At 69.0% G+C, this 25,128-nt stretch carries 19 protein-coding genes; 3 read left to right on the forward strand and 16 right to left on the reverse strand.

The genetic code is table 11. The features are described 5' to 3' along the window. Positions 1-78: 78 nt before the first annotated feature. A complete protein-coding gene (locus tag AB5L97_RS12280; protein ID WP_369044881.1) occupies positions 79-867 on the forward strand; it encodes an Rv3235 family protein in 789 nt (262 codons plus the stop codon). A gap of 87 nt (positions 868-954) precedes the next feature. Here AB5L97_RS12280 and secA read toward each other — a convergent pair whose 3' ends face one another. The 7 genes from secA to mtrA form a co-directional block, all read right to left on the reverse strand. Next, complete coding sequence (gene secA / locus AB5L97_RS12285; protein WP_307957878.1) at positions 955-3,675, reverse strand: preprotein translocase subunit SecA; 2,721 nt, start codon at positions 3,673-3,675, stop codon at positions 955-957. A 59-nt stretch (positions 3,676-3,734) separates the two neighbouring features. Beyond that, positions 3,735-5,021: a winged helix-turn-helix domain-containing protein gene (locus AB5L97_RS12290; protein WP_369044882.1), complete on the reverse strand. Its 1,287-nt coding sequence runs from the start codon at positions 5,019-5,021 to the stop codon at positions 3,735-3,737. A gap of 102 nt (positions 5,022-5,123) precedes the next feature. Continuing rightward, the gene (gene hpf / locus AB5L97_RS12295) at positions 5,124-5,852 is read right to left on the reverse strand and encodes a ribosome hibernation-promoting factor, HPF/YfiA family (protein ID WP_369044883.1); all 729 of its coding nucleotides are present in this window, start codon (positions 5,850-5,852) and stop codon (positions 5,124-5,126) included. Positions 5,853-5,996: 144 nt separating this feature from the next. Then, entirely contained in the window at positions 5,997-6,998 is a 1,002-nt protein-coding gene (locus AB5L97_RS12300; protein WP_369044884.1) for a ComF family protein, read from the reverse strand. Positions 6,999-7,156: 158 nt separating this feature from the next. Next, complete coding sequence (locus tag AB5L97_RS12305) at positions 7,157-8,875, reverse strand: LpqB family beta-propeller domain-containing protein (protein ID WP_369047429.1); 1,719 nt, start codon at positions 8,873-8,875, stop codon at positions 7,157-7,159. Beyond that, a complete protein-coding gene (gene mtrB, locus AB5L97_RS12310) occupies positions 8,875-10,869 on the reverse strand; it encodes an MtrAB system histidine kinase MtrB (RefSeq protein ID WP_423246789.1) in 1,995 nt (664 codons plus the stop codon). Before mtrB ends, AB5L97_RS12305 begins: the two co-directional genes overlap by 1 nt. Positions 10,870-10,911: 42 nt before the next feature. Next, entirely contained in the window at positions 10,912-11,586 is a 675-nt protein-coding gene (gene mtrA / locus AB5L97_RS12315) for an MtrAB system response regulator MtrA (protein WP_307957882.1), read from the reverse strand. 149 nt (positions 11,587-11,735) lie between these two features. On the opposite strand from mtrA, the gene AB5L97_RS12320 reads away from it, so the two are divergent. Continuing rightward, complete coding sequence (locus AB5L97_RS12320) at positions 11,736-12,623, forward strand: cytochrome c oxidase assembly protein (RefSeq protein WP_369044885.1); 888 nt, start codon at positions 11,736-11,738, stop codon at positions 12,621-12,623. Between the two features lie 33 nt (positions 12,624-12,656). Here AB5L97_RS12320 and AB5L97_RS12325 read toward each other — a convergent pair whose 3' ends face one another. The 8 genes from AB5L97_RS12325 to mnmA all read right to left on the reverse strand — a co-directional run bounded on the left by AB5L97_RS12325 (position 12,657) and on the right by mnmA (position 22,460). Further along, positions 12,657-13,673, reverse strand: coding sequence for a hypothetical protein (locus AB5L97_RS12325; RefSeq protein WP_369044886.1), 1,017 nt, complete (start codon positions 13,671-13,673; stop codon positions 12,657-12,659). Next, on the reverse strand, positions 13,670-14,119 hold the full coding sequence (locus AB5L97_RS12330; protein WP_307957885.1) for a chorismate mutase: 450 nt from the start codon (positions 14,117-14,119) through the stop codon (positions 13,670-13,672). Before AB5L97_RS12330 ends, AB5L97_RS12325 begins: the two co-directional genes overlap by 4 nt. Before the next feature lie 124 nt (positions 14,120-14,243). After that, positions 14,244-15,953, reverse strand: a complete 1,710-nt coding sequence (locus AB5L97_RS12335) for a dipeptide ABC transporter ATP-binding protein (RefSeq protein ID WP_369044887.1) — start codon at positions 15,951-15,953, stop codon at positions 14,244-14,246. Beyond that, positions 15,950-16,963 (reverse strand): ABC transporter permease, encoded by a 1,014-nt coding sequence (locus AB5L97_RS12340; RefSeq protein WP_369044888.1) that lies wholly within the window; start codon positions 16,961-16,963, stop codon positions 15,950-15,952. The genes AB5L97_RS12335 and AB5L97_RS12340 overlap by 4 nt, the downstream gene beginning before the upstream one ends. Continuing rightward, positions 16,963-18,051 carry an ABC transporter permease gene (locus AB5L97_RS12345; protein ID WP_369044889.1) on the reverse strand — a complete coding sequence of 363 codons (1,089 nt, stop codon included), beginning with the start codon at positions 18,049-18,051 and terminating at the stop codon, positions 16,963-16,965. The genes AB5L97_RS12340 and AB5L97_RS12345 overlap by 1 nt, the downstream gene beginning before the upstream one ends. 79 nt (positions 18,052-18,130) lie before the next feature. After that, positions 18,131-19,765, reverse strand: a complete 1,635-nt coding sequence (locus AB5L97_RS12350; RefSeq protein WP_369044890.1) for an ABC transporter substrate-binding protein — start codon at positions 19,763-19,765, stop codon at positions 18,131-18,133. Positions 19,766-20,031: 266 nt separating this feature from the next. After that, positions 20,032-21,105: a metallophosphoesterase gene (locus AB5L97_RS12355; protein WP_369044891.1), complete on the reverse strand. Its 1,074-nt coding sequence runs from the start codon at positions 21,103-21,105 to the stop codon at positions 20,032-20,034. 182 nt (positions 21,106-21,287) lie between these two features. After that, a complete protein-coding gene (gene mnmA, locus AB5L97_RS12360) occupies positions 21,288-22,460 on the reverse strand; it encodes a tRNA 2-thiouridine(34) synthase MnmA (protein WP_369044892.1) in 1,173 nt (390 codons plus the stop codon). Between the two features lie 61 nt (positions 22,461-22,521). Here mnmA and AB5L97_RS12365 point away from each other — a divergent pair, with 61 nt between their 5' ends. After that, on the forward strand, positions 22,522-23,772 hold the full coding sequence (locus AB5L97_RS12365; protein WP_369044893.1) for an NAD(P)/FAD-dependent oxidoreductase: 1,251 nt from the start codon (positions 22,522-22,524) through the stop codon (positions 23,770-23,772). Between the two features lie 93 nt (positions 23,773-23,865). Here AB5L97_RS12365 and AB5L97_RS12370 read toward each other — a convergent pair whose 3' ends face one another. Continuing rightward, the gene (locus AB5L97_RS12370) at positions 23,866-25,092 is read right to left on the reverse strand and encodes a cysteine desulfurase family protein (protein ID WP_369044894.1); all 1,227 of its coding nucleotides are present in this window, start codon (positions 25,090-25,092) and stop codon (positions 23,866-23,868) included. Positions 25,093-25,128: the final 36 nt, after the last annotated feature.

The following is a 25,128-nucleotide window of genomic DNA, read 5'->3' on the forward strand; positions in this document are numbered from 1 at the left end:
TTCCACCTCGCCCACCTCTGGTCGGGCGCCGCCTCCCTGCCGCAAGCGCTGCGGCAGCCCAGCCGAAGGATTCCTGCCATGACCGCACCCATCGTCGCCAGCCCTGCGCCCGCCGCAGGATCTACCCGTCCCGCTGCCGCTGGGGCCAGCACCGAGCGCACGTCACCCCGGGCGCCCGCACCCGCCGCGGTTGCCGACACCGCAAACAACGCCAACGATGCAGGTGCCACAAACATCGCCGACGTCGCAGACGCCGCGGACGCCGCTAAAATCGCAGACCTCGCCGCCGTCACCCGAACGCGAACGTCCCGCAAGGAGCCCCAGGTGGTCGAGAGCGGGCTCCGCACCGCCGACGTCCTGCGTTTCCACCGGCCCAGCCACCAGCAAGGGCCCGCGCCCCGACCCGGCGGACGACTGCGGACTGCCGGGAGCTCGGCGCTCGCGCCGGAGACCGGCGAGCGGCCCGCCCGCCGACTGCACGCCGTTCCCTCGCCGCGCGAGGCGGAGGAGGTCCGCAAGCTTGCGGCGGCCATCACCCGAGCCGCCATGGAGGTCCTCGCCGGGACGAGGCCCGTCATGCAGCTCGCGCCGTGGCTCCATCGGGACCTCCTCCCTCCCATCCAGCTCCGGGCAGATCTGCGGCGCGCCGCCATGGCAGGCAAACGTGCCGTTTCCCGGAACGACGCTCCGAGGATCGCCCTCCTCCATCGGTCCGCGGCGGTCAAGGCCGTCCATGCCACGCTCGTGCAGCCTGGGGTCTATGAGGCAGCCGTCGTCGTGTCCGACGCCGCGCGGTGCCGCGCCGTGGCCCTGCGGCTCGAGGCGGCTGGCCTGTCCTGGCGGGTCACGGCCCTCGAGGTCGGCTGACTCCATCCTTTCAGCGGTGGGACGAACGCCGGAGGCCCGCCCCTCGATCAGGGGCGGGCCTCCGGCACCGTCAGGACTCCACGGGCGTCAGCGCTTTGAACGGCGGCCCGGTGCCCCCTTCGACGAAGGACGCGACGGACCCTTCTGTCCGGCTGCCGGCTTCTGCCCTGGCTGCTGACGGGCTGCCCCGCCGTTCTGGGGCGCCCGTGACCTTGCCTGCTCGATGTGCGTTTCGGCGGACCCGTCCTCCGACGGCGCCGAGTACTGCAGCTGAGCCGGCTGCGCCGGAGCCTCCTGCACCGCTGGGACTCCTTCGGCAGGCTGGATCTCGAGGTTGAACAGGAAGGCGACCGACTCCTCGCGGATGCCCTCCATCATGGTCTGGAACATTCCGAAGCCCTCGCGCTGATACTCGACGAGGGGATCACGCTGGGCCATCGCCCGCAGGCCGATGCCCTCCTTGAGGTAGTCCATCTCGTAGAGGTGCTCCTGCCACTTGCGGCCCACCACCGAGAGCACCACCCGGCGCTCGACGTCGCGCATCGTGTCCGGCCCGATCTGCGCCTCGCGCTCGGCATAGATGAGCTTCGCGTCCGAGATGATCTCCTCCTTGAGCATCTCGACGGTGACACGCGGCTTGCCGCCGGCCTCGTCGATGATGTCCTGGGGAGTGATGGAAATCGGGAAGATCGTGCGCAGATTGCCCCACAGCGCGTGGAAGTCCCAGTCGTCGCCGTTGCCCTCGGCTGTGGCCGACTCGACCATCGCGGTCAGAGTGTCTTCCAAGAAGAACTGCACCTTCTCGTGGAGGTCGTCGCCCTCGAGGATGCGGCGGCGGTCGCCGTAGATGGCCTCGCGCTGACGGTTGAGCACGTCGTCGTACTTGAGCACGTTCTTGCGCTGCTCGGCGTTGCGGCCCTCAACCTGTGCCTGCGCGGACTGGATAGCCCGGGAGACCATCTTCGACTCGAGCGCGGTGTCATCCGGCAGGCTAGAGGCCATGAGGCGCTCGGCCCCGCCGGTCCCGAAGAGGCGCATGAGGTCGTCGGTGAGCGAGAGGTAGAACCGCGACTCGCCGGGATCGCCCTGACGGCCGGACCGGCCGCGGAGCTGGTTGTCGATGCGCCGCGACTCATGGCGCTCGGTGCCAAGAACGTAGAGGCCGCCCAGCTCGAGCACCTCCTCGTGCTCGGCCTTGACCGCGCTGTTCGCTGCCTCGAGGGCGGCTGGCCAGGCGGCCTCATATTCTGCGGAGTTCTCCTCGGGGTCGAGGCCCTTCGCCGCAAGATCGGCAACGGCCATGAACTCGGCGTTGCCGCCGAGCATGATATCCGTGCCGCGGCCAGCCATGTTGGTGGCCACGGTGACGGCGCCCTTGCGGCCTGCCTGCGCGACGATCGCAGCCTCACGCGCGTGGTTCTTCGCGTTGAGGACCTCGTGGCGCACCCCGGCCTTCGCGAGGGCCTTGGAGAGGTATTCGCTCTTCTCGACGCTCGTGGTGCCCACGAGCACCGGCTGCCCGGTCGCGTGACGCCGCGAGATGTCCTTCACGACGGCGTCGAACTTGACCACCTCGTTCTTGTACACGAGGTCAGACTGGTCGATGCGTGCCATGGGCTGGTTGGTCGGGATCGGCACGACCCCGAGCTTGTAGGTGCTCATGAACTCGGCGGCCTCGGTCTCGGCCGTGCCCGTCATCCCCGACAGCTTCTCGTACAGGCGGAAGTAGTTCTGGAGGGTGACCGTGGCGAGCGTCTGGTTCTCGGCCTTGATCTCCACGCCCTCCTTGGCCTCGATGGCCTGGTGCATGCCCTCGTTGTAGCGGCGGCCAGGAAGGATGCGGCCGGTGTGCTCGTCGACGATGAGCACCTCGCCGTCGAGCACCACGTAGTCCTTGTCTCGCTTGAAGAGCTCCTTGGCCTTGATGGCATTGTTGAGGAACCCGATGAGCGGGGTGTTGGCGGACTCGTAGAGGTTGTGGATGCCGAGGTAGTCCTCGACCTTCTCGATACCGGGCTCGAGGACACCCACCGTGCGCTTCTTCTCGTCGACTTCGTAGTCGCCGTCGCCCAGGCGGAGCACGAGCTTCGAGAACTCGGAGTACCAGCGGTTGGCGTCACCCTGACCCGGGCCAGAGATGATGAGCGGGGTGCGTGCCTCGTCGATGAGGATCGAGTCAACCTCGTCGACGACCGCGAAGTTGTGGCCTCTCTGGACGAGTTCACTCTGGTCCCACGCCATGTTGTCGCGGAGGTAGTCGAACCCGAACTCGTTGTTGGTTCCGTACGTGATGCCCGCGTCGTACTGCAGCTTGCGCTCCGCCGGATCCATGTTGGAGAGGATGCAGCCGCTCGAGATGCCGAGGAACCGGTACACACGGCCCATGAGCTCGGACTGGTACTCGGCGAGGTAGTCGTTGACCGTGACCACGTGGACGCCCTTGCCCGAGAGAGCGTTGAGGTACGCCGGGGCGGTAGCCACGAGGGTCTTGCCCTCACCGGTCTTCATTTCGGCGATGTTGCCGAGATGCAGCGCCGCGCCGCCCATGAGCTGGACGTCGAAGTGACGCATCCCGAGCGTGCGCCCCGCGGCCTCACGGACGGCCGCGAACGCTTCGGGCAGCAGGTCGTCGAGCGTCTCGCCGTCCTCGTGGCGTTCCCGCAGGCGGTCGGTCTCGCCCCGCAGCTCCGCGTCGGTGAAGCCCCTGAACTCGTCCTCCAGCGCGTTGATGGCATCTGCGTAGACCCGCAGCTGCTTGAGCGTCCGGCGGTCACCGGTTCGCAGGAGTTTCTCGAGAAGGTTTGCCACGTGGCTTTCGCTCCCTTGTCAATGGCGTGGGCAGCAGCAGTCGTGCGCTGCGGCGGGATTCAGTCTACGGGAGACACGCGCGGGACCGCGCTCTGGTTCCCTTTCCCGCTGGCCCCCACCCGTGGTGGGGCTGCGCGACGCAGCGGCACGGCGAGGTTTCCGCGGTCGGCGACCCGCACGTCGTCGAGCTCGAGCCAGTCCGCGAGGAGCCGGAGTTCGGCAGCGAGCTCGACGGCGGTGTCCGCCGGGGCGTCCGGCTCGCCGTGTGCAGCATGGACGAGCAGCGTCCCGGCCACACGGTCTGCCTTGAGGTCGACCCGTGCCGCCATGACATCCCGCAGGAGGAAGGGGAGCACGTAGTACCCGTACTCGCGACGCTCAGCCGGCGTGTAGATCTCGATGCGGTACTTGAAGCCGAAGAGCTGCTCGAGCCGGCGCCGCTCGAATACGAGTGAATCGAAGGGGCTGAGCAGCGCGCGGCCCGTGGCGGAACGCGGGAGCGCGGCCGCCGAATCCTTGTAGAGCGTCCCCCAACCCGGCACCTCGACCACCTCGACCTCTCCCGTGGAGACGAGCTCGCGGAGCACCATCTCAACGGGCCGGACCGGCAGGCGGAAGTAGTCGGCCACGCACCGAGCCGTCCCGATGCCGTGCGCACCGACTGCCGCGCGGGTCAGCACGCGGAGACCATCGTCCGGGCCGCCGTCGCGCGCATAGCCCGCCCCGCCGTCGGCAGGCAGCGATGCACCCGGAACGATCGCCGAGGTGAGCGTGTAGCGGCGCTCGAACGAGGACGTCCGGCCGGCAGAGCTGACGAGCCCGTCCTCGAAGAGCGACCCGAGCACGTGCTGGACGGCATTCCAGTTCCACCCCCACTGATCCCGCCGACGTTCCTCGACGTGGCCGAGCCGCCCGGTGAGCGCGGCCGCGGTGAGCGGCCGGCTCGTGGCAAGGACGGCCAGGATCCGCTCGGCCAGCCCGGCGCGTTCCAGGGGATCGAGGTCGTGGGCCCCGACCCACTTTCGCCGCTGCCAGGCCCGCAGCGGTTCGAAGTGTTCGGGCCGGACATAGCTCGCCTCGTGTGCCCAGTACTCGACCATCCGCCGCGGGCTCCGGGCCGAGAGCCGGTCCAGCGCGGCCCGGTCGTAGGGTCCGAGCCGTGAGAAGAACGGCAGGTAGTGGCTGCGTGCGAGGACGTTGACGGAGTCGATCTGGACTACCTGGAGCCGCTCGAAGGTCCGCACGAGCGTCCTCGTCGACGCTTGCACGGAGGGCCGGGGACGGTGCAGCCCCTGCGCGGCGAGCGCCATGCGGCGCGCCTGAGCGAGGGTGAGCCGCACCGTCACGCGGCGACCCCCCGGACAGGCTCGCAGCACGCCGCGGCGGCGGCCCCGCTGGGGACCGCCGCCGCGTCAGTCTGCGCCACTGGGGCAGTGGAGGCCGATTCGTCAGGGAACAACGGCGCCCGCGTCACTTGAGCGGTAGGCGAGGATCTTCTCCTCGACCTTGTCTCCCCCGGGCTCGCACGCCTGGTCGAGGCTGATCACCCCGTACGTCCACCCTCGGCGCCGGTACACGACGGAGGGAGTGTTCGTGTCCGCGTCGATGAAGAGGTAGAAGTCGTGACCCACGAGCTCCATGTTGTCCACTGCGTCATCGAGGGTGAGAGTCGCGGCGGGGAAGACCTTGCGGCGGATCAACACGGGCGAGTCTCCGGCCGGGATGTCGTTCTCGACCTCGTACGGCGATGCCGGCTCCGTTGCCGCGCCCGCGGTCGCCTCCAGGGCAGCCTCCTCGTAGATCGGCGTGCTGCCGCTCACCACGGGGAGGGAGGCTGTGGCGGCGTTGACGGCGACCGGCGTGTGCTTGCCGTGGTGGACCTTGCGCCGGTCCTTGGCCCGCCGCAGACGTTCGAGGAGCTTGCCGTACGCGAGGTCGAACGCCGCGAACTTGTCCGGGGCCGTGGCCTCGGCTCGGATCACCGGCCCGCGGCCGGTGACGGTCAGCTCAACCGTGAGCTGGTCTGCGCCGGACTTGGCGTTGTTCTGCTTGGAGCACTTCGCATCGACGCGCTGGACCTTGTCGGCCAAGGCTTCGATCTTCTCGAGCTTCTCGCTCGCGTACTCGCGGAAACGATCCGACACCGTCAGGTTGCGTCCGCTGATGTTGAACTCCATGGTGCCCTCCAGATACTTCTGAGTTCAGCCCGATGTCGGCTCTGAGGGGCTCCGTCGTCAGACAGTCGAGCCCCTTTCTGAGCCGCTATCGACAGGTCCTTCTGGCTAGGGGACCTACCACTGACGTTAGTGGATCGTCACCGTTTATTCATCCCCTGTTGACCTTGAATCCGGTCTGTCCGCCCCGAGCGTAGCCGGCGGGCCACGTCCCGGCGCCTCTGGGTGGGGAACGTAGGCCAGCGTCACCACTCCGAGGACGACGGCGCCGACCGCCTCGAGTGCCCGCGCCGCCTCCCGCACCGTGGCGCCAGTCGTCAGGACGTCATCGACGACGACGCACCGTCGGCCACGCAGGGACTGCCGAAGCGATCGTTGTCCACGACGTGGCGCACCGAGCGCGGTGCCGCGCGCTCCCGCACCGTGCCCCGTGCCATGGCCCAGGACCCTCGGTTGCGGGAGGGCGGTCAGCGAGCCGGAGACGCGGGACCGTCGCTGGGACCGGCCGAGCCCCTTCTGGGAGCTCTCCCCAGCCCCCACCGCCCTGGCGGCGACGGCAGCAGCGCGTTCCCTGAGGGCCCGGCGGCGGGGCCCCAGCGCCTCGACCCATGCTGTACCCGGCGGAAGCCGCGCCTCGCGGCGAACGCGCGTCAGGAGGAGCCTGAGCGGGTCGAAGCCCCGGCGCAGGTAGGCGGACCGGCTCGTGGGCACCGGCACGAGCAGGACTCCCCCGCCCGCGGATCCCGCGGCGGCGCGGAGGGCGCGGGCCAGGGCGGCGGACAGCTCCCCCGCGAGGGCCGCACTCCCGTGGCGTTTGAAGGCCAGGAGCGCGAGCGAGAGCTCGTTGCGGTAGGGGCCAGCCGCCACCGCCGGGAGCAGCACCCGCCCGCTCGCCTCGATGAGGGCCGGAGCATGCTCGTCGACACGTGCGGGCCGGGCGGTCAGTGCCCTCAGCCTCCTCGTGCAGGCGGGGCACAGCTGGGTATCGGGCGCTCCGCAGGCGACGCATTCGACGGGAACCACCAGCCCGAGCAGCTCGCCCGCTACCGCCATCAGGCCGTCGCGAAAGCGTGCCGAGAGCCCCAGCGGCCGCCCGGCGTGCCGCCCGGCCGCGACCACCGGTTCGGCCGACTTCCTCGCGCTCCCCATACCCCGAGCCTGCCCGTGCACGCGGCTCTGCACCACCCGTCGGACCCGTATGTGGACAACCCGAGACGGAGCCCGTTCTCGGACCCACCGTGGGGATTCCTCCCGTCGACGAACACAGGCTTTCCCTGGGCCCTCGCCCGCACCGCGCGGACACAGCGCTATCCCGCGGAGGAGAGCCCCTCGACGCCCTTGCCCACGTCGATCCACGTGGTGCGCGCAAGCAGGAAAACCCCGGCCGAGGTCTGCGCGGTGATCTCCTGATCGCCGTTGCCCGCCGAGACCGACTGGATTCCCGCCAGTGCCGGAAGCTGGCGCGGGTCTCCGCCCTTGAGGGACACCAGTTCCGGCGTGACCGGGTCGTTCGCGGAAACACCCGAAACGAGCACCGTGACTTCGTCGACCCAGACCGCCCGGCGGGGGTTCTTCTCGGTGGTCGAGAGCGTGATCGGCGTCGTGAGCTCACGCGGCGTCCCGTCCGCGGCCCGGACGACGCCGGCCAGCTGGAGCACCGTGGATCCTCCCTGCGTCGAGAGGACGAGCGCGCGCGCACCATCCCGCGAAATCCTCAGATCCTCGACGGTGCGCCCGGCAAGCCAGCCCGGTGCCATCGTCACCTTCGGAACCTCGGCGCCCTCGGCCACGCCCGCCGGCTTGTAGGCCACAACCTCGGTGGCGCCGTTTGCCCCGGGGCCGGCCGTCCAGATCCAGTCGAACGGGCTGATCGAGGGCGGGCTCAGTCGCGTCCTCGAGTCGAGGAGGCGCGGGGCTTGATCCGGCATGACGGAGTAGAGCGCCGGCCCGTCGCCGATGAACGCATAGAGATGCTGCGTCACGGCGGCCGCCGGCTGGTGCGGGCCGAACTGGGACACGCTGCGCAGCCCGTCGATCCGCGTGGCCTGCCGATTGACGTACTGCACGAGCTCGCCGCCGGCCACCCCGATCTGCCACGAGGGGACCTTGGGGTCCACGATCGGGTCGGGAGCGGCCCTTCCGCCGCTCGGATCATCGATGGCCACATCGCTCTGGTTCGAGCGGAGGGTGACGCCCACCACCGAGCTGATGCCTGTGAAGGTCCGCAGGAGCTGGTTCCGCATCCGCTGCCGGTCGGTGAACGACGCGTCGCGAAGCTCGGACGTGAAGTCGACCTGCGCGGTGTTGTCCACGATGGGCACCGACTCCCGTTCGAGATGGATGCCCTGCGGGAAGGCCGTCGTGACGGCCGAGCGCAGGTACGGAGCCGGCCCTGCGATGAGGGCGCTCACGAGGGACTTCGCGACACCGGAGTTGTCGATGAACCAGCGCACATCCGGCACGAGGATCGTGAATGAGGGGTCGTAGAAGTACAGCGGGAACGACTTGTAGAGCTGCTTGAAGGTTTCCTCAGGAATGGCCGTGCCATCCGGGAGCTTCGAGACGCGCCACTGGCCATCCACCTGGGACAGCGTGACGTCGATGTGCTCCTTGGTCCCCGCAGGGAAGGGGGTCGCGATCCCCTCGCCGTCGACGGAGTAGGCGAGATCGAACTCGTAGCTGTAGCCGTTCTCCTGCCCATTGGCGACCACGGTGGCGCTCCCCCGGTACACGAGCGTCCGGTTGCTGGGCTTCCACGAGACGGACTGCGCCGGTGCGAGGAACTGCCTCGCGACCGTGAAGTCGTTCTGGTAGCCGCTGCCGGCATTGAAGAACCCCTCGATCGTGGCCTGGGGAGTCGAGCCGTCACGCGGGCCCGGCGGGATGTACTGGGGCGCGTTTCCGAGGGTCACGGCGCCGTCGCGGCTCTTGCCCACCGGACCCGTCGTGGGGATCTGGGCGCACCCGGCGAGGGCGGCGAGGGCGAGGAGGAGCGCGACCAGCGCTGCGGGGATGACGCGCCGCATCACGGCCTCTCGTCCGTCCGGCCGCCCGTCGCGGCGGGGCCCTCGCCGCGCGCGAGGTGAGGGTCGGCGGTAGGCGTCCCCGCGGCGTCGTGCGCGGCACCCGCCAGCCGCTGGGCGTGCGAAACCTGCGGCATTCCCAGCAGGACCCCGCGCGTCGCCTGCTCCTCGACGAGCACGACGTCGCCCCCGGCCGGCTCGAGCGCGACGGGCGATTCGGCGATCGTCCCCCCGCTCCGCAGCGGCAGGGTCAGGCGGAAGCACGAGCCCTCGCCGCGCTCGCCCCAGGCCTGCAGCCAGCCGTTGTGCAGTTTGACGTCCTCGATCGCGATCGAGAGGCCAAGGCCGGACCCGCCGGTGGTGCGTGCGCGGGCCGGGTCGGCGCGCCAGAAGCGGTCGAACACGCGGGACGCCTCGGTCGGGGACATCCCGATCCCATGATCGCGCACGGACACCCCGACGGCGTCGGCGTTGGCCGCGACGAAGACCTCCACGGGGCGGCCCTCGCCGTGCTCGAGGGCATTGAGGAGGAGGTTCCGAAGCACCCGCTCGATCCGGCGGTCGTCCATGTCCACGATGATGCTCGGCGCGCGTGAGAAGAGCCGGACCTCGGACCCGGAGTCGGCCGCGATCGGCGCAGCCGTCTCGATGACCGCGCGGATCACGGGGAGGATGTCCTGGGCCTCGGCGTCGAGGACGGCGGCGCCCGCGTCGAAGCGGGAGATCTCGAGCAGATCGTTCAGGAGGGCCTGGAAGCGCTCCACCTGGTTGTACAGTAGCTCGGCCGAGCGCTTCGTGACGGGGTTGAACTCGTCCCGGGCATCATGGAGGACCTCCGCCGCCATGCGCACGGTGGTCAGCGGGGTGCGGAGCTCGTGGCTCACGTCGGAGACGAACCGCTGCTGCATGCGGGAGAGGTTAGCGAGCGCCGTGATCTGCTCCTGCAGGTTGGCCGCCATGTGGTTGAACGACGCACCGAGCCGCGCCACCTCGTCCTCCCCCTCGACGGCCATGCGCTCCTCGAGCTGTCCTGCCGCGAGCTTCTCCGACACCGCGGCGGCGTGGCTCACGGGCGAGACAACGCTGCGCGTGACGATCCACGTGATGGCGCCGATGAGCAGCAGGAGGAAGATGCCGCCGAACCAGAGCACGTTCTGCATGTCGTCGAGAGTCGACTGGGCGGTCTCTATGTCGTAGATGAGGTACAGCTCGTAGACCGTGCCGCCGAAGCTGACCTTGTTGCCGACGGCGACCGCGGGGTGGATGCGGTTGTCCACCGTGAGCGGGATGGACTGCCAGTATTGCTCCTGCTGCGAATGCTGGACCGCGTCCCGGAGGGACTGCGGGATGTCGTTCTCGGTGCGCAGGTAGGACGCCCGCGAGTCGACCCAGCGGTTTCGTGGCTGGTCCTGGTTGGGCACGGCGAGGAAGACGTACTGGCGCGGTGTGCCGGATTCCCGGGCCTCGAGCTGGTTGAGCGTGTCGTTGACGAGCTTGAGGACGCCCTGCTGGTCGGTGACCTGCGCGCCGTCGAACGTCTCCTGGACCTGCTGGACCGACTGCCGGGTCTGCACCTCGGCCTGGGCGAGCCGCTCCTGGAAGAGGTTGTTGGCTATCTGGTTGGAGAGGTATGCCCCGACCGCGAGGAATGAGACGAACGTGAGCACGAGCGTGATGAGCACGGTGCGGAACTGGAGCGAGCGCCGCCACCGGCGGGCGAACCCGGTCCGCAGTCCGGCGACCATCGGCCAGACGCCCCTGAGCCCGCGCCATGCCGTGCGCACGGCCCTGTAGAGGAGGATGCGCGCACGCTTCGCGGCGATCCGCGCGTGTTCCCTGGCCTTCTCCCATCGCGGATCACGCACGACGGCGCTCCAGGCCGCCGCGACGCTGCCCGCCGGGGGCTCGTGGCCGGCTTCAGTCCCCTCAGGCACGGCAGAGGCGCCCCCCTCCGGGGGCGTCCCGGCGGGAGTGCGATGGTCCTGCTCCGTGTCCATGCCTCTGGGGTCCGTGGATGGGCTGCCTGGCGCCGCGCGCGGCTAGGCGCCGGCCTTGTACCCGACGCCGCGCACGGTCAGGACGATCTCGGGTGCCTCGGGATCGCGCTCGATCTTGGAGCGCAGGCGCTGCACATGGACATTCACGAGGCGCGTGTCCGCGGCGTGCCGGTAGCCCCACACCTGCTCGAGGAGGAGCTCGCGCGTGAACACCTGCCACGGCTTGCGGGCGAGGGCCACGAGCAGGTCGAACTCGAGGGGCGTGAGGGAAACGTGCTCGTCCGAGCGCTTGACCGTGTGGCCGGCAACGTCGATGGTGACCTCCCCGACCCGCAGGGTCTCGGGCGCCTTGGTCTCGCCCGGGCGCAGGCGCGCCCGGACCCGCGCGACGAGCTCGGCCGGCTTGAAGGGCTTCGGCACGTAGTCGTCGGCACCCGACTCGAGCCCGCGGACCACATCAGAAGTGTCCGACTTGGCGGTGAGCATGACGATCGGGACGTCGGACTCCGAACGGATCTGCCGGCACACCTCGATCCCGTCGAGTCCGGGGAGCATGAGGTCCAGCAGGACCAGATCCGGCTTCTGCGCACGGAACACGTCGGGCGCCTGGGCGCCGTCCGCGCAGAAGACCGGGTCGAAACCGTCGTTGCGCAGGACGATGCCGATCATCTCGGCCAGTGCCTCATCGTCGTCGACGACCAGAATGCGTGCCTTCATACCTTCCACTCTCCCCCAAGTACCGGTCAACCGCGTGCATCCGGCGTCTACTGCGCGCCGGGCGCGCGTCTGATCCATTCTAGTCGTCGGGTGGACGACGCCGGGGCAGCATCCAGCCGCGTCCCAGCCTCCCGGGCTATCATCCGGGCGTGCCGCCCCTCTCGACCGTCTTCGCCTCTGCCACCATCGATCCCGCCGCGCTCGCGCTCGGTCTGGCCGCCGCGGTGCTGTACGGGGTCGGGCTCATGCGGGCCCGCCGGGCAGGGGTCCGCTGGCCCCTGTGGCGGGTGCTGTGCTTCTACGTCCTCGGCCTCGTGCCGTACCTCGTGCTCGCGTGCGGCTTCGCCGGGGCCTACGGCTCGTCGCTGCGGTGGGCGTTCACGCTCAAGGTCTCGCTCATGTTCTTTGTGATTCCGCTCCTCGCGGGACTGGGCCGGCCGCTCGGGCTCGCGCAGGCCGCGCTGGCGGACTCCGGCCGGGCGCGCCTGAACCGGATCATGGCCAGCCGGCCGGTGAAGATCCTCGGGAACTCCTACGTGGCACCGATCGTCGGGCTCATCCTGTTCGGAACCTTCCTCACGCCGCTCTTCCAGGCCTACCGCGCCGATCCGTTTGCGAGCGGGGCGCTGAGCATCATGGCGCCGATCATCGGGCTCATCCTCGCCCTCCCGCTCACCGAGGCCGACTCGTTCGAGCGATCGAGCGCCTTCATCGTGCTCGAGTTCGTCTACGTGTTCATCGAGCTGCTCGCGGATGCGATTCCGGGCATCTTCCTCCGGCTCAGCCCCACGGTGCTCGACGGCGCCACCTCCTGGGCGGCAGGCGCTCCGTCGTGGTTCCCCTCGCCGCTGCGCGACCAGCAGCTCGCCGGCGACCTCCTCTGGTTCATCGCCGAGGCGGTGGACATCCCGGTGATCATCCTCATGTTCGTGCGGTTCTCCCACAGCGACCGGCGCGAGGCACGCTCGTTCGACGAGCTCAGCGACGAGGAGATGGATGCGCTCGCCGAGGAGCACCTGCGGCGGCGTCAGGGCTGAGTTGCCTGCCGCGCCCTGCCGGGGCTCCGGGTCTCAGCCGTGAGCTATCTGGTTGACTGCGTCCGCAAGCTTGACGGTCCGCGTGAGCCGCGCCGTCGCCTCAGCTGGAGTGAACGCAGCGAGGCTTCCCTCGGGGGTGAGCCGGACGGCGTCGAGCGCGTCGAAGGGCAGGCCGAGCTGCCGCCACGGCCGGACCACGCGCTCGGCGAGGTCCCGCGTGGCGGGAGGCGCACCGCCGTCGTGCGGAAGCGCGCCCAGCCACAGCCGCGAACCCGCCTCGATCGCCCCGGCGAGTTCCTCCCACTGAGGCACGGTCAGGTCCGCGAGGGGCAGCGAGACACCATCCGCGCCGGCGGCGAGGACACCGCCGATCGGCGCCTCCCAGCCCGGCAGATTCACGACGACGGCCTCTGCGTCCGCGCCGTGGAGCGCCGCGACGACGCCTTCCCACGCAGCACGGGCCTCCTCGGCTGGTACCGACCGGAGCGTGCGGTAGCCGCTCGCCGTGGGCACGAGTCCCGCGAGCACGCGTGCGGCGTCCGGCTCGTCGAGCTGGACCGTGAGGCGCGTCCCCGGGACCGCTCGGGCCACGCGGTCGAGGAACGGCACGACGCCGGCCGCGAGGGACTGCGCAAGGTCTCGCCGCGCGCCGTGGTCGGCGAGGATCCGCTCGCCCGAGGGCAGATAGGTGCCCGCCATGAGGCTCAGCGGCCCGAGGATGCGCACGTGGAGTTCCTCCGCACTGCGTTCCTCGGCGCCCACGAGATCGGCCAGGACATTGAGGTCGGTCGAGAGCGCCGACTCCGCGCGCCGGGCGTCCCTGCCAGGGTGCGGAACGAGGCGCCAGCCGTGCGGCTGGACGTCCGCGTGCAGGTCCGTCAGGAGCGATGCCGTGCGGCCGACCGGGTCGGACCCCACGCCGCGGGCGGGAAGCTCGGCGAGGAACGGAAGATGCGGGGTGCCGAGTTCGCCGCGGATTGCCCTGGCCGCCTCGATCGGATCGGTGCCCGGCCAGTCCCCGAGCGCGGTCGCGGTGACCTGGCCCGTCACGCGCGCGGATCCGGCTGGCGCTCGCTCGGCTCCAGGGGCTGGCCCTCGTTCACGCCCTGGCCGTGGTCCTCGGCGATCGCCTGATGGTGGCGGATAACCTCGCTGATGATGAAGTTGAGGAACTTCTCCGCGAAGGCCGGGTCCAGCTGGGCCTCTTCGGCCAGACGGCGCAGGCGGGCGATCTGGGCGGCCTCGCGATCCGGATCTGCAGGCGGGAGCTGGTGCTTCGCCTTCAGGAAGCCCACGCGCTGGGTCACCTTGAAACGTTCCGCCAAGAGGTACACGAGCGTCGCATCGAAGTTGTCGATGCTCGAGCGGATCGAGAGCAGCTCCGCCATCACGGCAGGGTCCACGTGGCCCGTGAGCGAGCTCGCGGTCGGATCGTAGGACGCGGAGGAAGGATGCTCGGTCGTCTCGGCTTCGGTGTCGTGGCGCTGCTCGGTCATGGTGATCAGTCTATGGGCCGGGGATCACGGAGCCCGACCGGGGCCCGACGCGTGACCTCACAGCGCAGGAACGTGACCCCGCAACGCCTTGGGCGATGCGGGGTCATGTCCCAGCGATGCGGGGTCAGAGACCGAGGAGGGCCCGGTGTGCCTTCCTCCGCTCCGCCTGCTCGACCGGGTCCGGGACGGGCAGCGAGGCGATGAGCCGCTTCGTGTAGTCGTCCTGGGGAGACCCCATGACCCGGGTGCCGATCCCCTGTTCGACGAGCCGGCCCTTGTACAGGACGCCCACCCAGTGGCTGAGCTGGTCCACGACCGCGAGGTCGTGGCTGATGAACAGCGCGGCGAACCCGAACTCGGCCTGGATCTCGCGGAACAGCTCGAGGACCTTCGCCTGGACCGAGACGTCGAGGGCCGAGGTGGGCTCGTCGGCGATCAGCAGCTTCGGCCTGAGGGCGAGGGCCCGCGCGAGCGAGGCGCGCTGGCGCTGGCCGCCCGAGAGCTCGTGCGGGTACCGCGCGGCGTAGGAGGAGGGAAGCTGGACGGACTCGAGCAGCTCGCCCACCTTCCGCCGCACCTGCACGGAACCGAGCTCGGTGTGGACCACGAGCGGCTCGGCGACGCACTCGCCGATCGTCAGCTGCGGGTTGAACGACGCCGCGGGGTCTTGGAACACGAAACCGATGTCCTTGCGGACGGGCCTGAAGCTCCGCTCCTTGAACCCGACCATCTCGTGTCCGAGGACCGTGAGGCTCCCGCCCGTGGCCCTGTTGAGACCCGCGATGACGCGGCCGATCGTCGTCTTCCCCGAGCCGGACTCGCCCACGAGGCCGAAGACCTCGCCGGCGGACACGGTGAAGGACACCCCCTGCACGGCGCGGAACGCGGGCGTGCCGAGACGGCCTGGGTACGTGATGTCGAGGCCTTCGGCCCGTACGAGCACCTCGCCCTGGTGCAGCCGCTCGCTCGCGCCTTCGGAGGCCGAGTCGCGCCCGAGGTGCGGGACGGCATCGAGCAGGCGGCGCGTGTAGTCCTCCCGCGGCGAGGCGAACAGCGTCTGCACGGGCGCCTCCTCGACCACCTCGCCCTGGTACATCACCACGACGCGGTCCGCGAGGTCCGCGACCACGCCCATGTTGTGGGTGATGAGCACGATCGAGGTCCCGTAGAGGTCTCTGAGGTCTCGCAGGAGCTCGAGGATCTCGGCCTGGACGGTGACGTCGAGCGCCGTCGTCGGCTCGTCGGCGACGATGAGCTCCGGGTCGAGGGCAAGTGCCGCGGCGATCACCACGCGCTGCTTCTGCCCGCCCGAGAACTGGTGCGGGTAGTAGTCGACGCGCTTCTCGGGGTCCGGGATGCCGACCTTGCGCAGCGCCTCGACGGCCCGCTCCTTCGCCTCCTTGCGCCCGATCTTCCGGCCCTCACGGTCGTGGTGTGCCCTGATGCCCTCCGCGATCTGCCACCCGACGGTGAAGACGGGATTGAGGGCCGTGGAAGGCTCCTGGAACACCATGGCAACGTCGCGTCCGCGCAGCTCGCGCAGTTTGGCTGCGCTGAGCGTCACGACGTTGTGCCCGTTGATCACGACGGCGCCGGAGCTCGTGGCCGTCTCGGGCAGGAGGCCCAGGATGGTCTTGGCCGTCACCGTCTTGCCGGACCCGGATTCGCCGACGACGGCGACCACCTCGCCTGCGCGGACGTCGAGGCTCACACCGCGCACCGCCTTGACGTCTCCGGAATCGGTCGCGAAGGTAACCTCGAGGTCATCGATGTCCAAGACCGTGGCCTTCGGCCCCGGGGCACCCGCGGGCGTCACGTTGAGCTGCTCGGTCATGCTGCATCTCCTTCCGGGCTGGCCGGTGCTGTCGCGGCACCCTTGGGCGCGCTCTTCTTGCCACGGGTGCGGATCCGCGCGTCGGCGAGGTCATTCATGCTCTCGCCAACCAAGGTCAAGCCCAGCACCGTGAGGACGATCGCGAGGCCCGGGAAGACTCCGGTCCACCAGATGCCCGCGGTCGCGTCACTCAGCGCCTTGTTGAGGTCGAAGCCCCACTCGGCGGCGCTCGTGGGTTCGATGCCGAAGCCGAGGAAGCCGAGACCGGCGAGCGTCAGGATCGCCTCCGAGGCGTTGAGCGTGAAGATGAGCGGGATGCTGCGGGTGGCATTGCGGAAGATGTGGCGTCCCATGACGCGCCACGTCGATGCGCCGATGACCTTCGCTGACTCGACGAACGGCTCGGCCTTGAGGCGGATCGCCTCGGCGCGCACCACGCGGAAGTACTGCGGGATGAAGACCACCGTGATGGAGATGGCCGCCGCCAGGATTCCTCCCCACAGGTTCGACTGGCCGTGGCTGATGACGATCGACATGACGATCGCCACGAGCAGAGACGGGAACGCGTAGACGGCATCCGCGATGACCACGAGGATCCGGTCGAGCCAGCCTCCGAGGTAACCGGAGACGAGTCCGAGGGCCACGCCGATGAAGATCGAGAGGATCACGGCCACGAAGATCACAAGGATCGCGGTCTGGGCTCCCCAGACGACCCGGGAGAACACGTCGAAGCCGCCGACGGTCGTACCCCAGAGGTGCTTCGCCCCCGGGGGATCCTGGGTCGGGAAATTCCCGTCAGCGTCCCCGATCTGCGAGAAGCCGAAGGGGGCAATCAGGGGGGCGAAGATCGCGAGAAGGACGAAGATCCCGGTCAGGACGAGGCCCGCCACGAGCATGGCACGCTGGACGCCGACGCTCGTGCGGACTTGCGCAACGATCGGGAGCCGGGTCCAGAGCGGATCCCTGCGCTCGATCTGTGGAAGCGGCTGGGCGCTGGACGGAGTGGACATCAGTACCTCACCCTCGGATCGATCAGCGCGGCGACGACGTCCACAATGAAGTTCGTCAGGGCGACAATGACGGCCAAGAGCACCACGATCCCCTGCACCGCCACGAAGTCGCGCGCAGTGAGGTACTGCGCCAGCTGGAAGCCGAGGCCCTTCCACTCGAAGGTGGTTTCCGTGAGCACGGCACCGCCCAGAAGGAGGGCAATCTGCAGGCCCATGACCGTGATGATGGGGATGAGTGCCGGCTTGTACGCATGCTTCCTCACGAGCCGGAACTCGCTCACGCCGCGCGAGCGCCCCGCCTCGATGTAGTCCTTGCCGAGCGTGCCGATGAGGTTGGTCCGCACGAGCCTCAGGAAGACGCCGGCGGTGAGGAGGCCGAGGGCGAGCGCGGGGAGGATCGCATGCGACTCGACATCCCAGAAAGCGGCCATGTCACCGCTGCGGAGTGCGTCGAGCCAGTAGATGCCCGTCGGTGCGGACAGCTGCGTGAGGGCAAGCTCAGTCGCCGTCGTTGCGCGCCCGGCCACGGGGGTCCACTCGAGCCATACCGCGAAGATGAGCTTGAGCAGAAGGCCGGCGAAGAATACCGGCGTGGCGTAGGAGAGGATCGCGAACACCCGCAGACCGGCGTCGGCCCCCTTGTCCCGGCGGTGGGCCGCGATCATCCCGAGGGGGATCCCGATGACGAGCGCGACCACGACGGCGTTGACGGCAAGTTCGAGCGTCGCGGTGCCGAAGGTCGCGAGCATCTCGGTCACAGCCCGGTTGTCCGAGATGGTCCGGCCGAAATTGCCGGTGAAGATCTGGCCGAGGTATTCGACGTACTGGATGAGGATCGGCCGGTCGTAACCGGCCTGATGGATCCGCTCCTGGAGCTGGTCGGCCGGGAGGCGACCACCCAGGGCGGCCGTGATCGGGTCACCGGTGATCCTCATGAGGAAGAAGACCATCGTCACGAGGATGAGGATCGTAGGGATGATGAGCAGGAATCGGATGATCAGGTAGGTCAGGAGCCCGCCGCCGTTGGATTTCGCGGCAGGCGCGGGAACGCCCGCAGCTTCGGGGGGCGCCTCTGTCAGTGCAGTCATGATGGTGTTCCTTCGCACCGCAGCGGCGGGATGCGATCCGCATCCCGCCGCTGTTCGGTCTAGCTGTTGTCCGTGTCGGCTACTTGCTCAGAACGCCGAGGCGGAACTTGAACGACGGGTCAAGGGTCGAGTCGACGCCCTTGACCGATGCGCCGGCCACGGCGACCTGCGACCCCTGGAGCAGTGGCAGGGTCGAAAGATCCTTGGCCACGGCGTCCTGGACATCGCCGATCTGCTTCTCGCGGGCAGACTTGTCCGGGTTCGTCGCTTCCTTGGTGATCAGGTCCTGGACCGTCGGGTTGTCGTAATGGTTCTTGAGGAAGCTGTTCTTCGTGAAGAACGGCGTCAGGTAGTTGTCCGGATCGGAGAAGTCCGGGAACCATCCGAGCTGGTACATCGGGTAGGCGTCCTTGGCCCGGTCCTTGGAGTAGGTGACCCACTCGGTCGACTGCAGGTTGACTTTGAAGAGGCCGCCGTTTTCGAGCTGCTGCTTGACGAGGGCGTACTCATCGCCGGAGGACTTCCCGTAGTGGTCGGGGTTGTACTGGAGGTTGAGCGTCAACGGACCAGTGACCCCGGCAGCGGAAAGTGCCTGCTTGGCCTTGTCGAGGCTCGGCTTGCCCGAACCGTCGCCGTACATCGACTTGAGCGGCGTCGTGGCGCCGGGGAAACCGTCTGGGACGTACGAGTAGAGCGGCGTGTACGTGCCCTTGTAGACCTGAGTCGCAATGGCCTCGCGGTCCACGAGGTCCGCCATGGCCTGGCGCACGGCGAGGGCCTTCTTGGCATCGGCCTCAGGCGTCTTGGCGCCGAACGGCATCGTGTCGAAGTTGAAGACGATGTAGCGGATCTCGCCGCCCGGGCCCTTGTAGACCTTGACCTTGGAATCCTTCGACAGGCTGTCGACATCGGTCGCCGGCAGCGAGCGCCAGGCAACGTCGATGTTGCTCTGCTGCACATCGAGCTTGAGGTTGTTCGAGTCGGAGTAGTACTTGAGGTTGACGGTATCGGTCTTGGGGGCTCCGAGCAGGCCCTTGTAGTCCGGGTTCGCCTTGAAGGAGACGAGCTGGTTCTTCTGGTACGAGGAGATCGTGAACGGGCCGGCGAAGGCCTTCTTCGCGATGATGTCCTCGTCGTTCATGACCTTGTCCGCCGGGAACACGTTGTGGTCCACGATCGGTCCAACGGGGCCGGTCAGTACCTGCGGGAAGGTCTGGTCATTGCCCTGCTTGAGGTGGAACACAACCGTGGTTGCGTCCTTCGCCTCGGTGCTGTCGAGGTTGTCGAGGAGGGACGCCGGACCGTTGGGGTCGTTGATCTTGACCTGGCGGTCGAAGGAGAACTTCACATCGGCGGAATCAAGCGAGTCGCCGTTGGCCCACTTGAGTCCGCTCTTGAGCTTGACCGTGTACTCGGTCGGCGACGTGAAGGAGGCCGACTCGGCGATGTCCGGCTGCGGTTCCGCGCTGCCCGGCTTTGAGTTGAGGAGGAACGGGTAGATCTGGTTCATGACCATGAACGATCCGTTGTCGTAGGACCCCGCCGGGTCGAGGAACGTGACCTTGTCGGTGGTACCGACGGTCACGGGGCCCCCTCCGCCAGCCGAGCCGCTGGAGGATGATCCCCCGGACGGTCCGGTGCACGCCGTCAGAGCGAGCATGGAGACGCCGGCGAGCGCGATAGCGCTCCGCACGGCAGTTCTGGTCTTAGACATCAATGGCCTTTTCTTGTCGAATCGTGGCCGTGCCCGCGCGCGTTCGGCGCACCGAACGTGACTCAGGGCACAGACTGATGTCTCGATTCAATCACCCTTGACTCGAAATGAAGGACATCCTTGATGTATCGAGACCGAACGGTGACCTTTGCCCCCTCCATCCGCCACGGGGTGAGAAGCAGCGGTACCGAAGGCGCGGACGACGGCGGCACTCGCCGCGCGCCGTCGTCCGCACCGCCGCGAGGTGTGCTCCGCGCGGCGACTGCCTACTTGAAGGACACGCGATCCCAGCTCAGGACCGGCTGGTCCTTGCCGGCCGAGCCGTTCCCGGCCACGTCGACGCGCAGGTAGTTTGTGGCCTTGGCGGAGCCATCGATCGTGATCCGCTGGAGGTTGTGCGCAGACCCGGTCACGCCGTACTTCGAGAGCCATGGGGATCCGGCGGCCAGCGGGCGGTCTGCGTTGTAGACGTGGCTGTCCCCGTTGAACAGGTAGACGTCACCGCTGAACGCGCTGGCCTCGTCGATGAGCGTCTGGACGATCGGGGTGAAGGCGCTGATGTCCGTCCACGGCACGTTGTAGGTCGGGTCGAACATGTCCGCCTGCTGCAGCACGACAACCGTACGGTCGTTCCGCTGGCGGGCTTCGGCGAACGTCTTCTTGATCTCAACGATCACGGCGTCCGTGCGGTGCTGGACCTCCGCAACCTGCTCGGAGGTCGGCGCGGTCTTGCCGAGACCAGTCCAGGGGAGCATCGAGTTGTTGCTTCCGGGCACGTTGACGGCCGCGAACGCGACCCGATTGCGCGTGAATGCAACATCCTCGGGGATACCGAGATCAGCCTGGCTCGTCACGGGCATCGTCGCGCCGAGGGTCTTGCCGGGCTCATCGAAGAAGACCTCGCGCAGCCTGGCGAGCCGCTCGAGCGGGTTGTAGGCCCCGTTGCTGGTGCGGTGGCAGTCCGTCCACTCGTTATCGCCGATCGTGTAGATCAGGGGGTGTGTGAACTGGTCGAAGTCGGCGCGAATGGTGTCGAAGTACTCGTTCGAGCACTTGTCTGAGCCGTTCTTGATGTCGCCCACGTGGACCACGAAGTCCAAGGACTTGTCGGCGTTGAGCTGTGCCACGTGGGAGGGGAACGCGGCGAGGGCGCCGGCACCGTACGGCGTGTCACCGATGACCGCGAAGCTGAAGGCGTCCTTGGCTGCCTGCGCGGCATGCTGCGGAGAGGGCTGGGGAGCAGGTGAGGCAGTCGCAGCGGCAGTCGTGGCGACCGCCGCGGTGAGGGCAAGCGCGGCCGATACGGCGGCGATTCGTGCGCGGCGCTGGGAGGCAGGCATGGATCCTTCTTCCTGATGGCTTCCTACGAACGTTCCTGCGACGAGCAGGGACATGGGCAGGCTAGCCGCGGGTCACGCATGCTGGGAAAAGGCTAGATGTACGCTGGGAAAACTCTGTCAATCAGCCGCATGCGTGAGCCCAGGCCTGGGGCGAAGCGCCCGGATCGGCGCCGCGGTCGGGGTTAGAGCGCCGCGCGGTCGAGGGATCGTGCCGCATCGATGGTCGCCTGCCCGAGTACGCGCGTGCCCTGGTAGAGCACCACGGTCTGCCCGGGGGCGACCCCGCGGAGGGGAGTATCGAGCGTGACGACCAGGACGGCGTCGTGCGGGTCCGCGTTGTGCGGGTCCGCGTTGTGCGGGTCCGCGTCGTGCCTGTCTGCGAACGTGAGCCGCGCACGCGCGGGCACCGGGTCCCCGTGGGCTCGGACCTGTGCCGTACAGGCGAACTCCTCGCCGGACTCGGCCGACGCGACCGGCACGCCCGCCCACGAGACACGGATGCCTCGGATCTCGCTGACTGCGAGGAGCCGCTCGGGACCCACAACCACGGTGTTGTCCTTGGGCCGGACCTCGAGGACGAAGCGGGGCTTCCCGTCCGGAGCCGGGTGGCCGAGCCGCAGACCCCTGCGCTGGCCCACCGTGAAGGCATTCGCACCGGCGTGCTCCCCGACCGTGGCTCCAGTCTCGTCGACGATGTTCCCGGGCTCCATCTCGATGCGCTCGGCGAGCCAGCCCCGCGTGTCGCCGTCGGCGATGAAGCAGATGTCGTGGCTGTCCGGCTTCTTCGCGACCGACAGGCCGCGGCGTTCTGCCTCTGCCCGGACCTCAGCTTTGGACGGCGTGTCCGCGAGCGGGAAAAGGCAGTGCTCGAGCTGCTCGCGAGTCAGGACGCCCAGGACGTAGGACTGGTCCTTGGCCCAGTCGGCGGCGCGGTGCAGCTCGGGGTTGCCGTCGGCATCGCGGATGACCTTCGCGTAGTGGCCCGTGCAGACCGCGTCGAAACCGAGCGCAAGTGCCTTCTCGAGGAGTGCTGCGAACTTGATGCGCTCATTGCAGCGCATGCACGGATTCGGGGTCCGCCCCGCGGCGTACTCGGCCACGAAGTCATCCACGACATCAGCCTTGAACCGCTCCGAGAAGTCCCACACGTAGAACGGAATGCCGAGCTTGTCGCACGCGCGCCACGCGTCGTTCGAATCCTCGATGGTGCAGCATCCGCGGCTCCCGGTGCGAAGCGTGCCGGGCATGCGGTTGAGCGCAAGGTGGACGCCGACGACGTCGTGCCCGGCCTCCACAGCGCGGGCAGCGGCGACGGCGGAATCCACTCCCCCGCTCATGGCTGCCAGAACTCGCACCGGTCTATTCTAGCGTCGAGGGGGCCCTGCGCCGCGCTGGGCACTGTCGAGGGGAGTGCACATGGAGCAGCCGATTCTCATCGCCGGAGGCGGTCTGGCCGCGGGAAGTGCCGCCAAGACGCTTCGCCAGGAAGGCTACGACGGGCCCATTCGCGTCGTCGCAGCCGAGCACCGAACGCCGTACCTCCGCCCGCCGCTGTCGAAGGAATTCCTCAAGGGGACGGGGTCGGAGGCCGACCTCGAGGTCAATCCGCCCGGCTGGTATGCGGAGCACGATGTCGAGGTGCTCCTCGGTGAACGGGCCGAGCAGGTCATCCCTGCCACGCACATGCTCCGCCTGGAGAGTGACGCGCTCCTGCCGTACTCGAAGCTCCTCATCGCGACCGGAGCGCAGCCGAGGGTCCTCGACCTTCCCGGCGCGCATCTCGAGGGGATCCACTCCCTGCGACGCTTCGAGGACTCCCTCGGGCTGCGCACCGAGCTCTCCGGCGGCGGCCGCCACGTGGTGATCGTGGGCACAGGTTGGATCGGATTCGAAGTCGCCGCCGCGGCCCGCGAGTACGGGAACGACGTCACTGTTCTCGGACGGCGCACGACCGTACTCCGGCAGCTGGAGCCGGCACTGGCCGAGGTGTTCCGCCGCAACCTCGAAGCGGAGGGGACGCGGTTCCGCCTCGGCGCGCATCCGGTGGAGTTCGTCGCGGGCCAGAGCGAGGAGGGCGTGGCCGGCATCGTCCTCAACACGGGCGAGCGCATCGCTGCCGATCTCGTCGTCGTGGCCGCGGGCGTCGAACCTGACACCGCGCTCGCCGAAGGCACCCGGATGGCCGTGCGCAACGGGATCGTCACGGACGCATCCCTCCGCACGGGGGTGGCCAACGTCTTCGCTGCCGGCGACGTCGCGAGTTCACTCCAGCCGTTCACCGGTGAGCATGTCCGCAGCGAGCACTGGTCCAACGCGCTCAACAGCGGCAAGGTCGCGGCGAAGGCGATGCTGGGCCAGGAGGCTCAGCTGGACATCGCCCCGTACTTCTACACCGATCAGGCAGGGCTGAGCATGGAGTACTCGGGGTACTGGCAGCTCGTCCGCGGCGCTCAGCTCGTGCTGCGGGGCTCGATCGATACGGTGGAGGCCGCCAAGGATGGCTTCGTGGCGCTCTGGGTCCGCGGAGGCGCGGTGGTGGGCGGCATGAACGTCAACACATCGCGGCAGCAGAAGGCCATCAAGGCTCTCATCGCCTCCCGCGCAACCGTGGATCTCGCGCGACTCGGCGATCCGGCAGTCCCGCTCGCGGAGCTCGCGGGCATCTGACCGCAACCGTGACGCGGGGTCACCTCCCGACTACCCGGGGTCACCTCCCGACTACCCGGGGTCACCTCCCGGGGATGCGGGGTCAGGCGCCAGTCAGCCGCGCGCGCGAGTGCTTGCCGTCTCGATGCGGCTCGCGTGCCCTGCCATCCCGGCCGCACGGGCCTGCGCCACGGCGGGTCCAATCGTGGCGACGAGCGCGTCGACATCGGCTTCCGTCGTGCTCCAGCCGAGGCTGAAACGCTGGGAACCGCGCGCCTCGTCTTCCGTCCGGCCCATCGCAAGAAGCACGTGGGAGGGGCGCGGGACTCCGGCCGTGCAGGCCGATCCCGTCGACGTCTCGAGTCCCGCCATGTCCAGGAGGAACAGGAGCGAATCCCCCTCGCACCCGGGGAATGTCGCGTGGGCAATGCCCGGGAGCCTCTCGGGCGTTTCTCCCCTCGCGGTCGGCCCGCTCACGACGGCGGCGGGCACCTCCCGCTCGATGCCCGCCAGGAGCTTGTCCCGAAGCCCGGCGAGACGGCGCGATTCGTCCGGAAGGTGCGTGACGGCGTCGTGCGCCGCGACCGCGAAGGCGGCGGCACCGGCGGCGTCGAGCGTGCCCGAGCGCAGCCCGCGCTGTTGGCCGCCGCCATGGAGGACGGGCGTGAGCACGATGTCGCGCCGCACTACGAGGCCGCCGATGCCTACTGGCGCGCCCACCTTGTGCCCGCTCACGGCAATGGTCGCGAGCCCTGACGCCGCGAAGTCCACCGGAACGTGGCCAAACGCCTGGACTGCGTCAGAGTGCACCGGGATCCCGAACTCTGCCGCGGCCGCGACGGCCTCAGCCACCGGCTGCACGGTACCGATCTCGTTGTTGGCCCACATGAGGGCCACGAGCGCCACGCCCCCGGGATCGCGGGCAATCTCGGCGCGGAGGGCGTCGATGCTCGTCGTTCCTGCGACGTCGCAGGGAAGCCAGACGACCTCGGCGCCCTCGTGCTTCTCGAGCCATTCGACGGTGTCACCCACGGCATGGTGCTCGACACTCGAGCACAGGATCCGTGTGCGCCGCGGATCTTCGGCGTGGCGGGACCAGTACAGGCCCTTCACGGCCAGGTTGTCTGCCTCCGTGCCCCCGGACGTGAAGACGATCTCCGTTGGGTGTGCGCCGAGGTCCTGCGCGAGAGACTCGCGGGCGTCTTCGAGGACACGGCGCGCGGACTGTCCGGCGGCGTGGAGCGAGGAAGGATTGCCGCCCCTTGCGATCTGCTCGGTGTAGACCGCGAGAGCGGCGGGGGTCACGGGCGTCGTGGCGGCGTGGTCGAGGTAGACGGGCACCCTTCAACTGTAGGCGCCACGGCCGCCCCTACTCCC

Source organism: Sinomonas sp. P10A9, assembly GCF_041022165.1.
GTDB lineage: Bacteria > Actinomycetota > Actinomycetes > Actinomycetales > Micrococcaceae > Sinomonas > Sinomonas puerhi.

What these genes read in the sequence shown, in the direction of transcription:
- AB5L97_RS12280 (WP_369044881.1), top strand. Translation starts at nt 79, where the DNA reads ATGACCGCACCCATCGTCGCCAGCCCTGCGCCCGCCGCAGGATCTACC.
- hpf (WP_369044883.1), bottom strand. Translation starts at nt 5,852, where the DNA reads ATGGAGTTCAACATCAGCGGACGCAACCTGACGGTGTCGGATCGTTTC.
- AB5L97_RS12300 (WP_369044884.1), bottom strand. Translation starts at nt 6,998, where the DNA reads ATGGGGAGCGCGAGGAAGTCGGCCGAACCGGTGGTCGCGGCCGGGCGG.
- AB5L97_RS12305 (WP_369047429.1), bottom strand. Translation starts at nt 8,875, where the DNA reads ATGCGGCGCGTCATCCCCGCAGCGCTGGTCGCGCTCCTCCTCGCCCTC.
- mtrB (WP_423246789.1), bottom strand. Translation starts at nt 10,869, where the DNA reads ATGGACACGGAGCAGGACCATCGCACTCCCGCCGGGACGCCCCCGGAG.
- mtrA (WP_307957882.1), bottom strand. Translation starts at nt 11,586, where the DNA reads ATGAAGGCACGCATTCTGGTCGTCGACGACGATGAGGCACTGGCCGAG.
- AB5L97_RS12330 (WP_307957885.1), bottom strand. Translation starts at nt 14,119, where the DNA reads ATGACCGAGCAGCGCCACGACACCGAAGCCGAGACGACCGAGCATCCT.
- AB5L97_RS12335 (WP_369044887.1), bottom strand. Translation starts at nt 15,953, where the DNA reads ATGACCGAGCAGCTCAACGTGACGCCCGCGGGTGCCCCGGGGCCGAAG.
- AB5L97_RS12340 (WP_369044888.1), bottom strand. Translation starts at nt 16,963, where the DNA reads ATGTCCACTCCGTCCAGCGCCCAGCCGCTTCCACAGATCGAGCGCAGG.
- AB5L97_RS12345 (WP_369044889.1), bottom strand. Translation starts at nt 18,051, where the DNA reads ATGACTGCACTGACAGAGGCGCCCCCCGAAGCTGCGGGCGTTCCCGCG.
- AB5L97_RS12350 (WP_369044890.1), bottom strand. Translation starts at nt 19,765, where the DNA reads ATGTCTAAGACCAGAACTGCCGTGCGGAGCGCTATCGCGCTCGCCGGC.
- AB5L97_RS12355 (WP_369044891.1), bottom strand. Translation starts at nt 21,105, where the DNA reads ATGCCTGCCTCCCAGCGCCGCGCACGAATCGCCGCCGTATCGGCCGCG.
- AB5L97_RS12365 (WP_369044893.1), top strand. Translation starts at nt 22,522, where the DNA reads ATGGAGCAGCCGATTCTCATCGCCGGAGGCGGTCTGGCCGCGGGAAGT.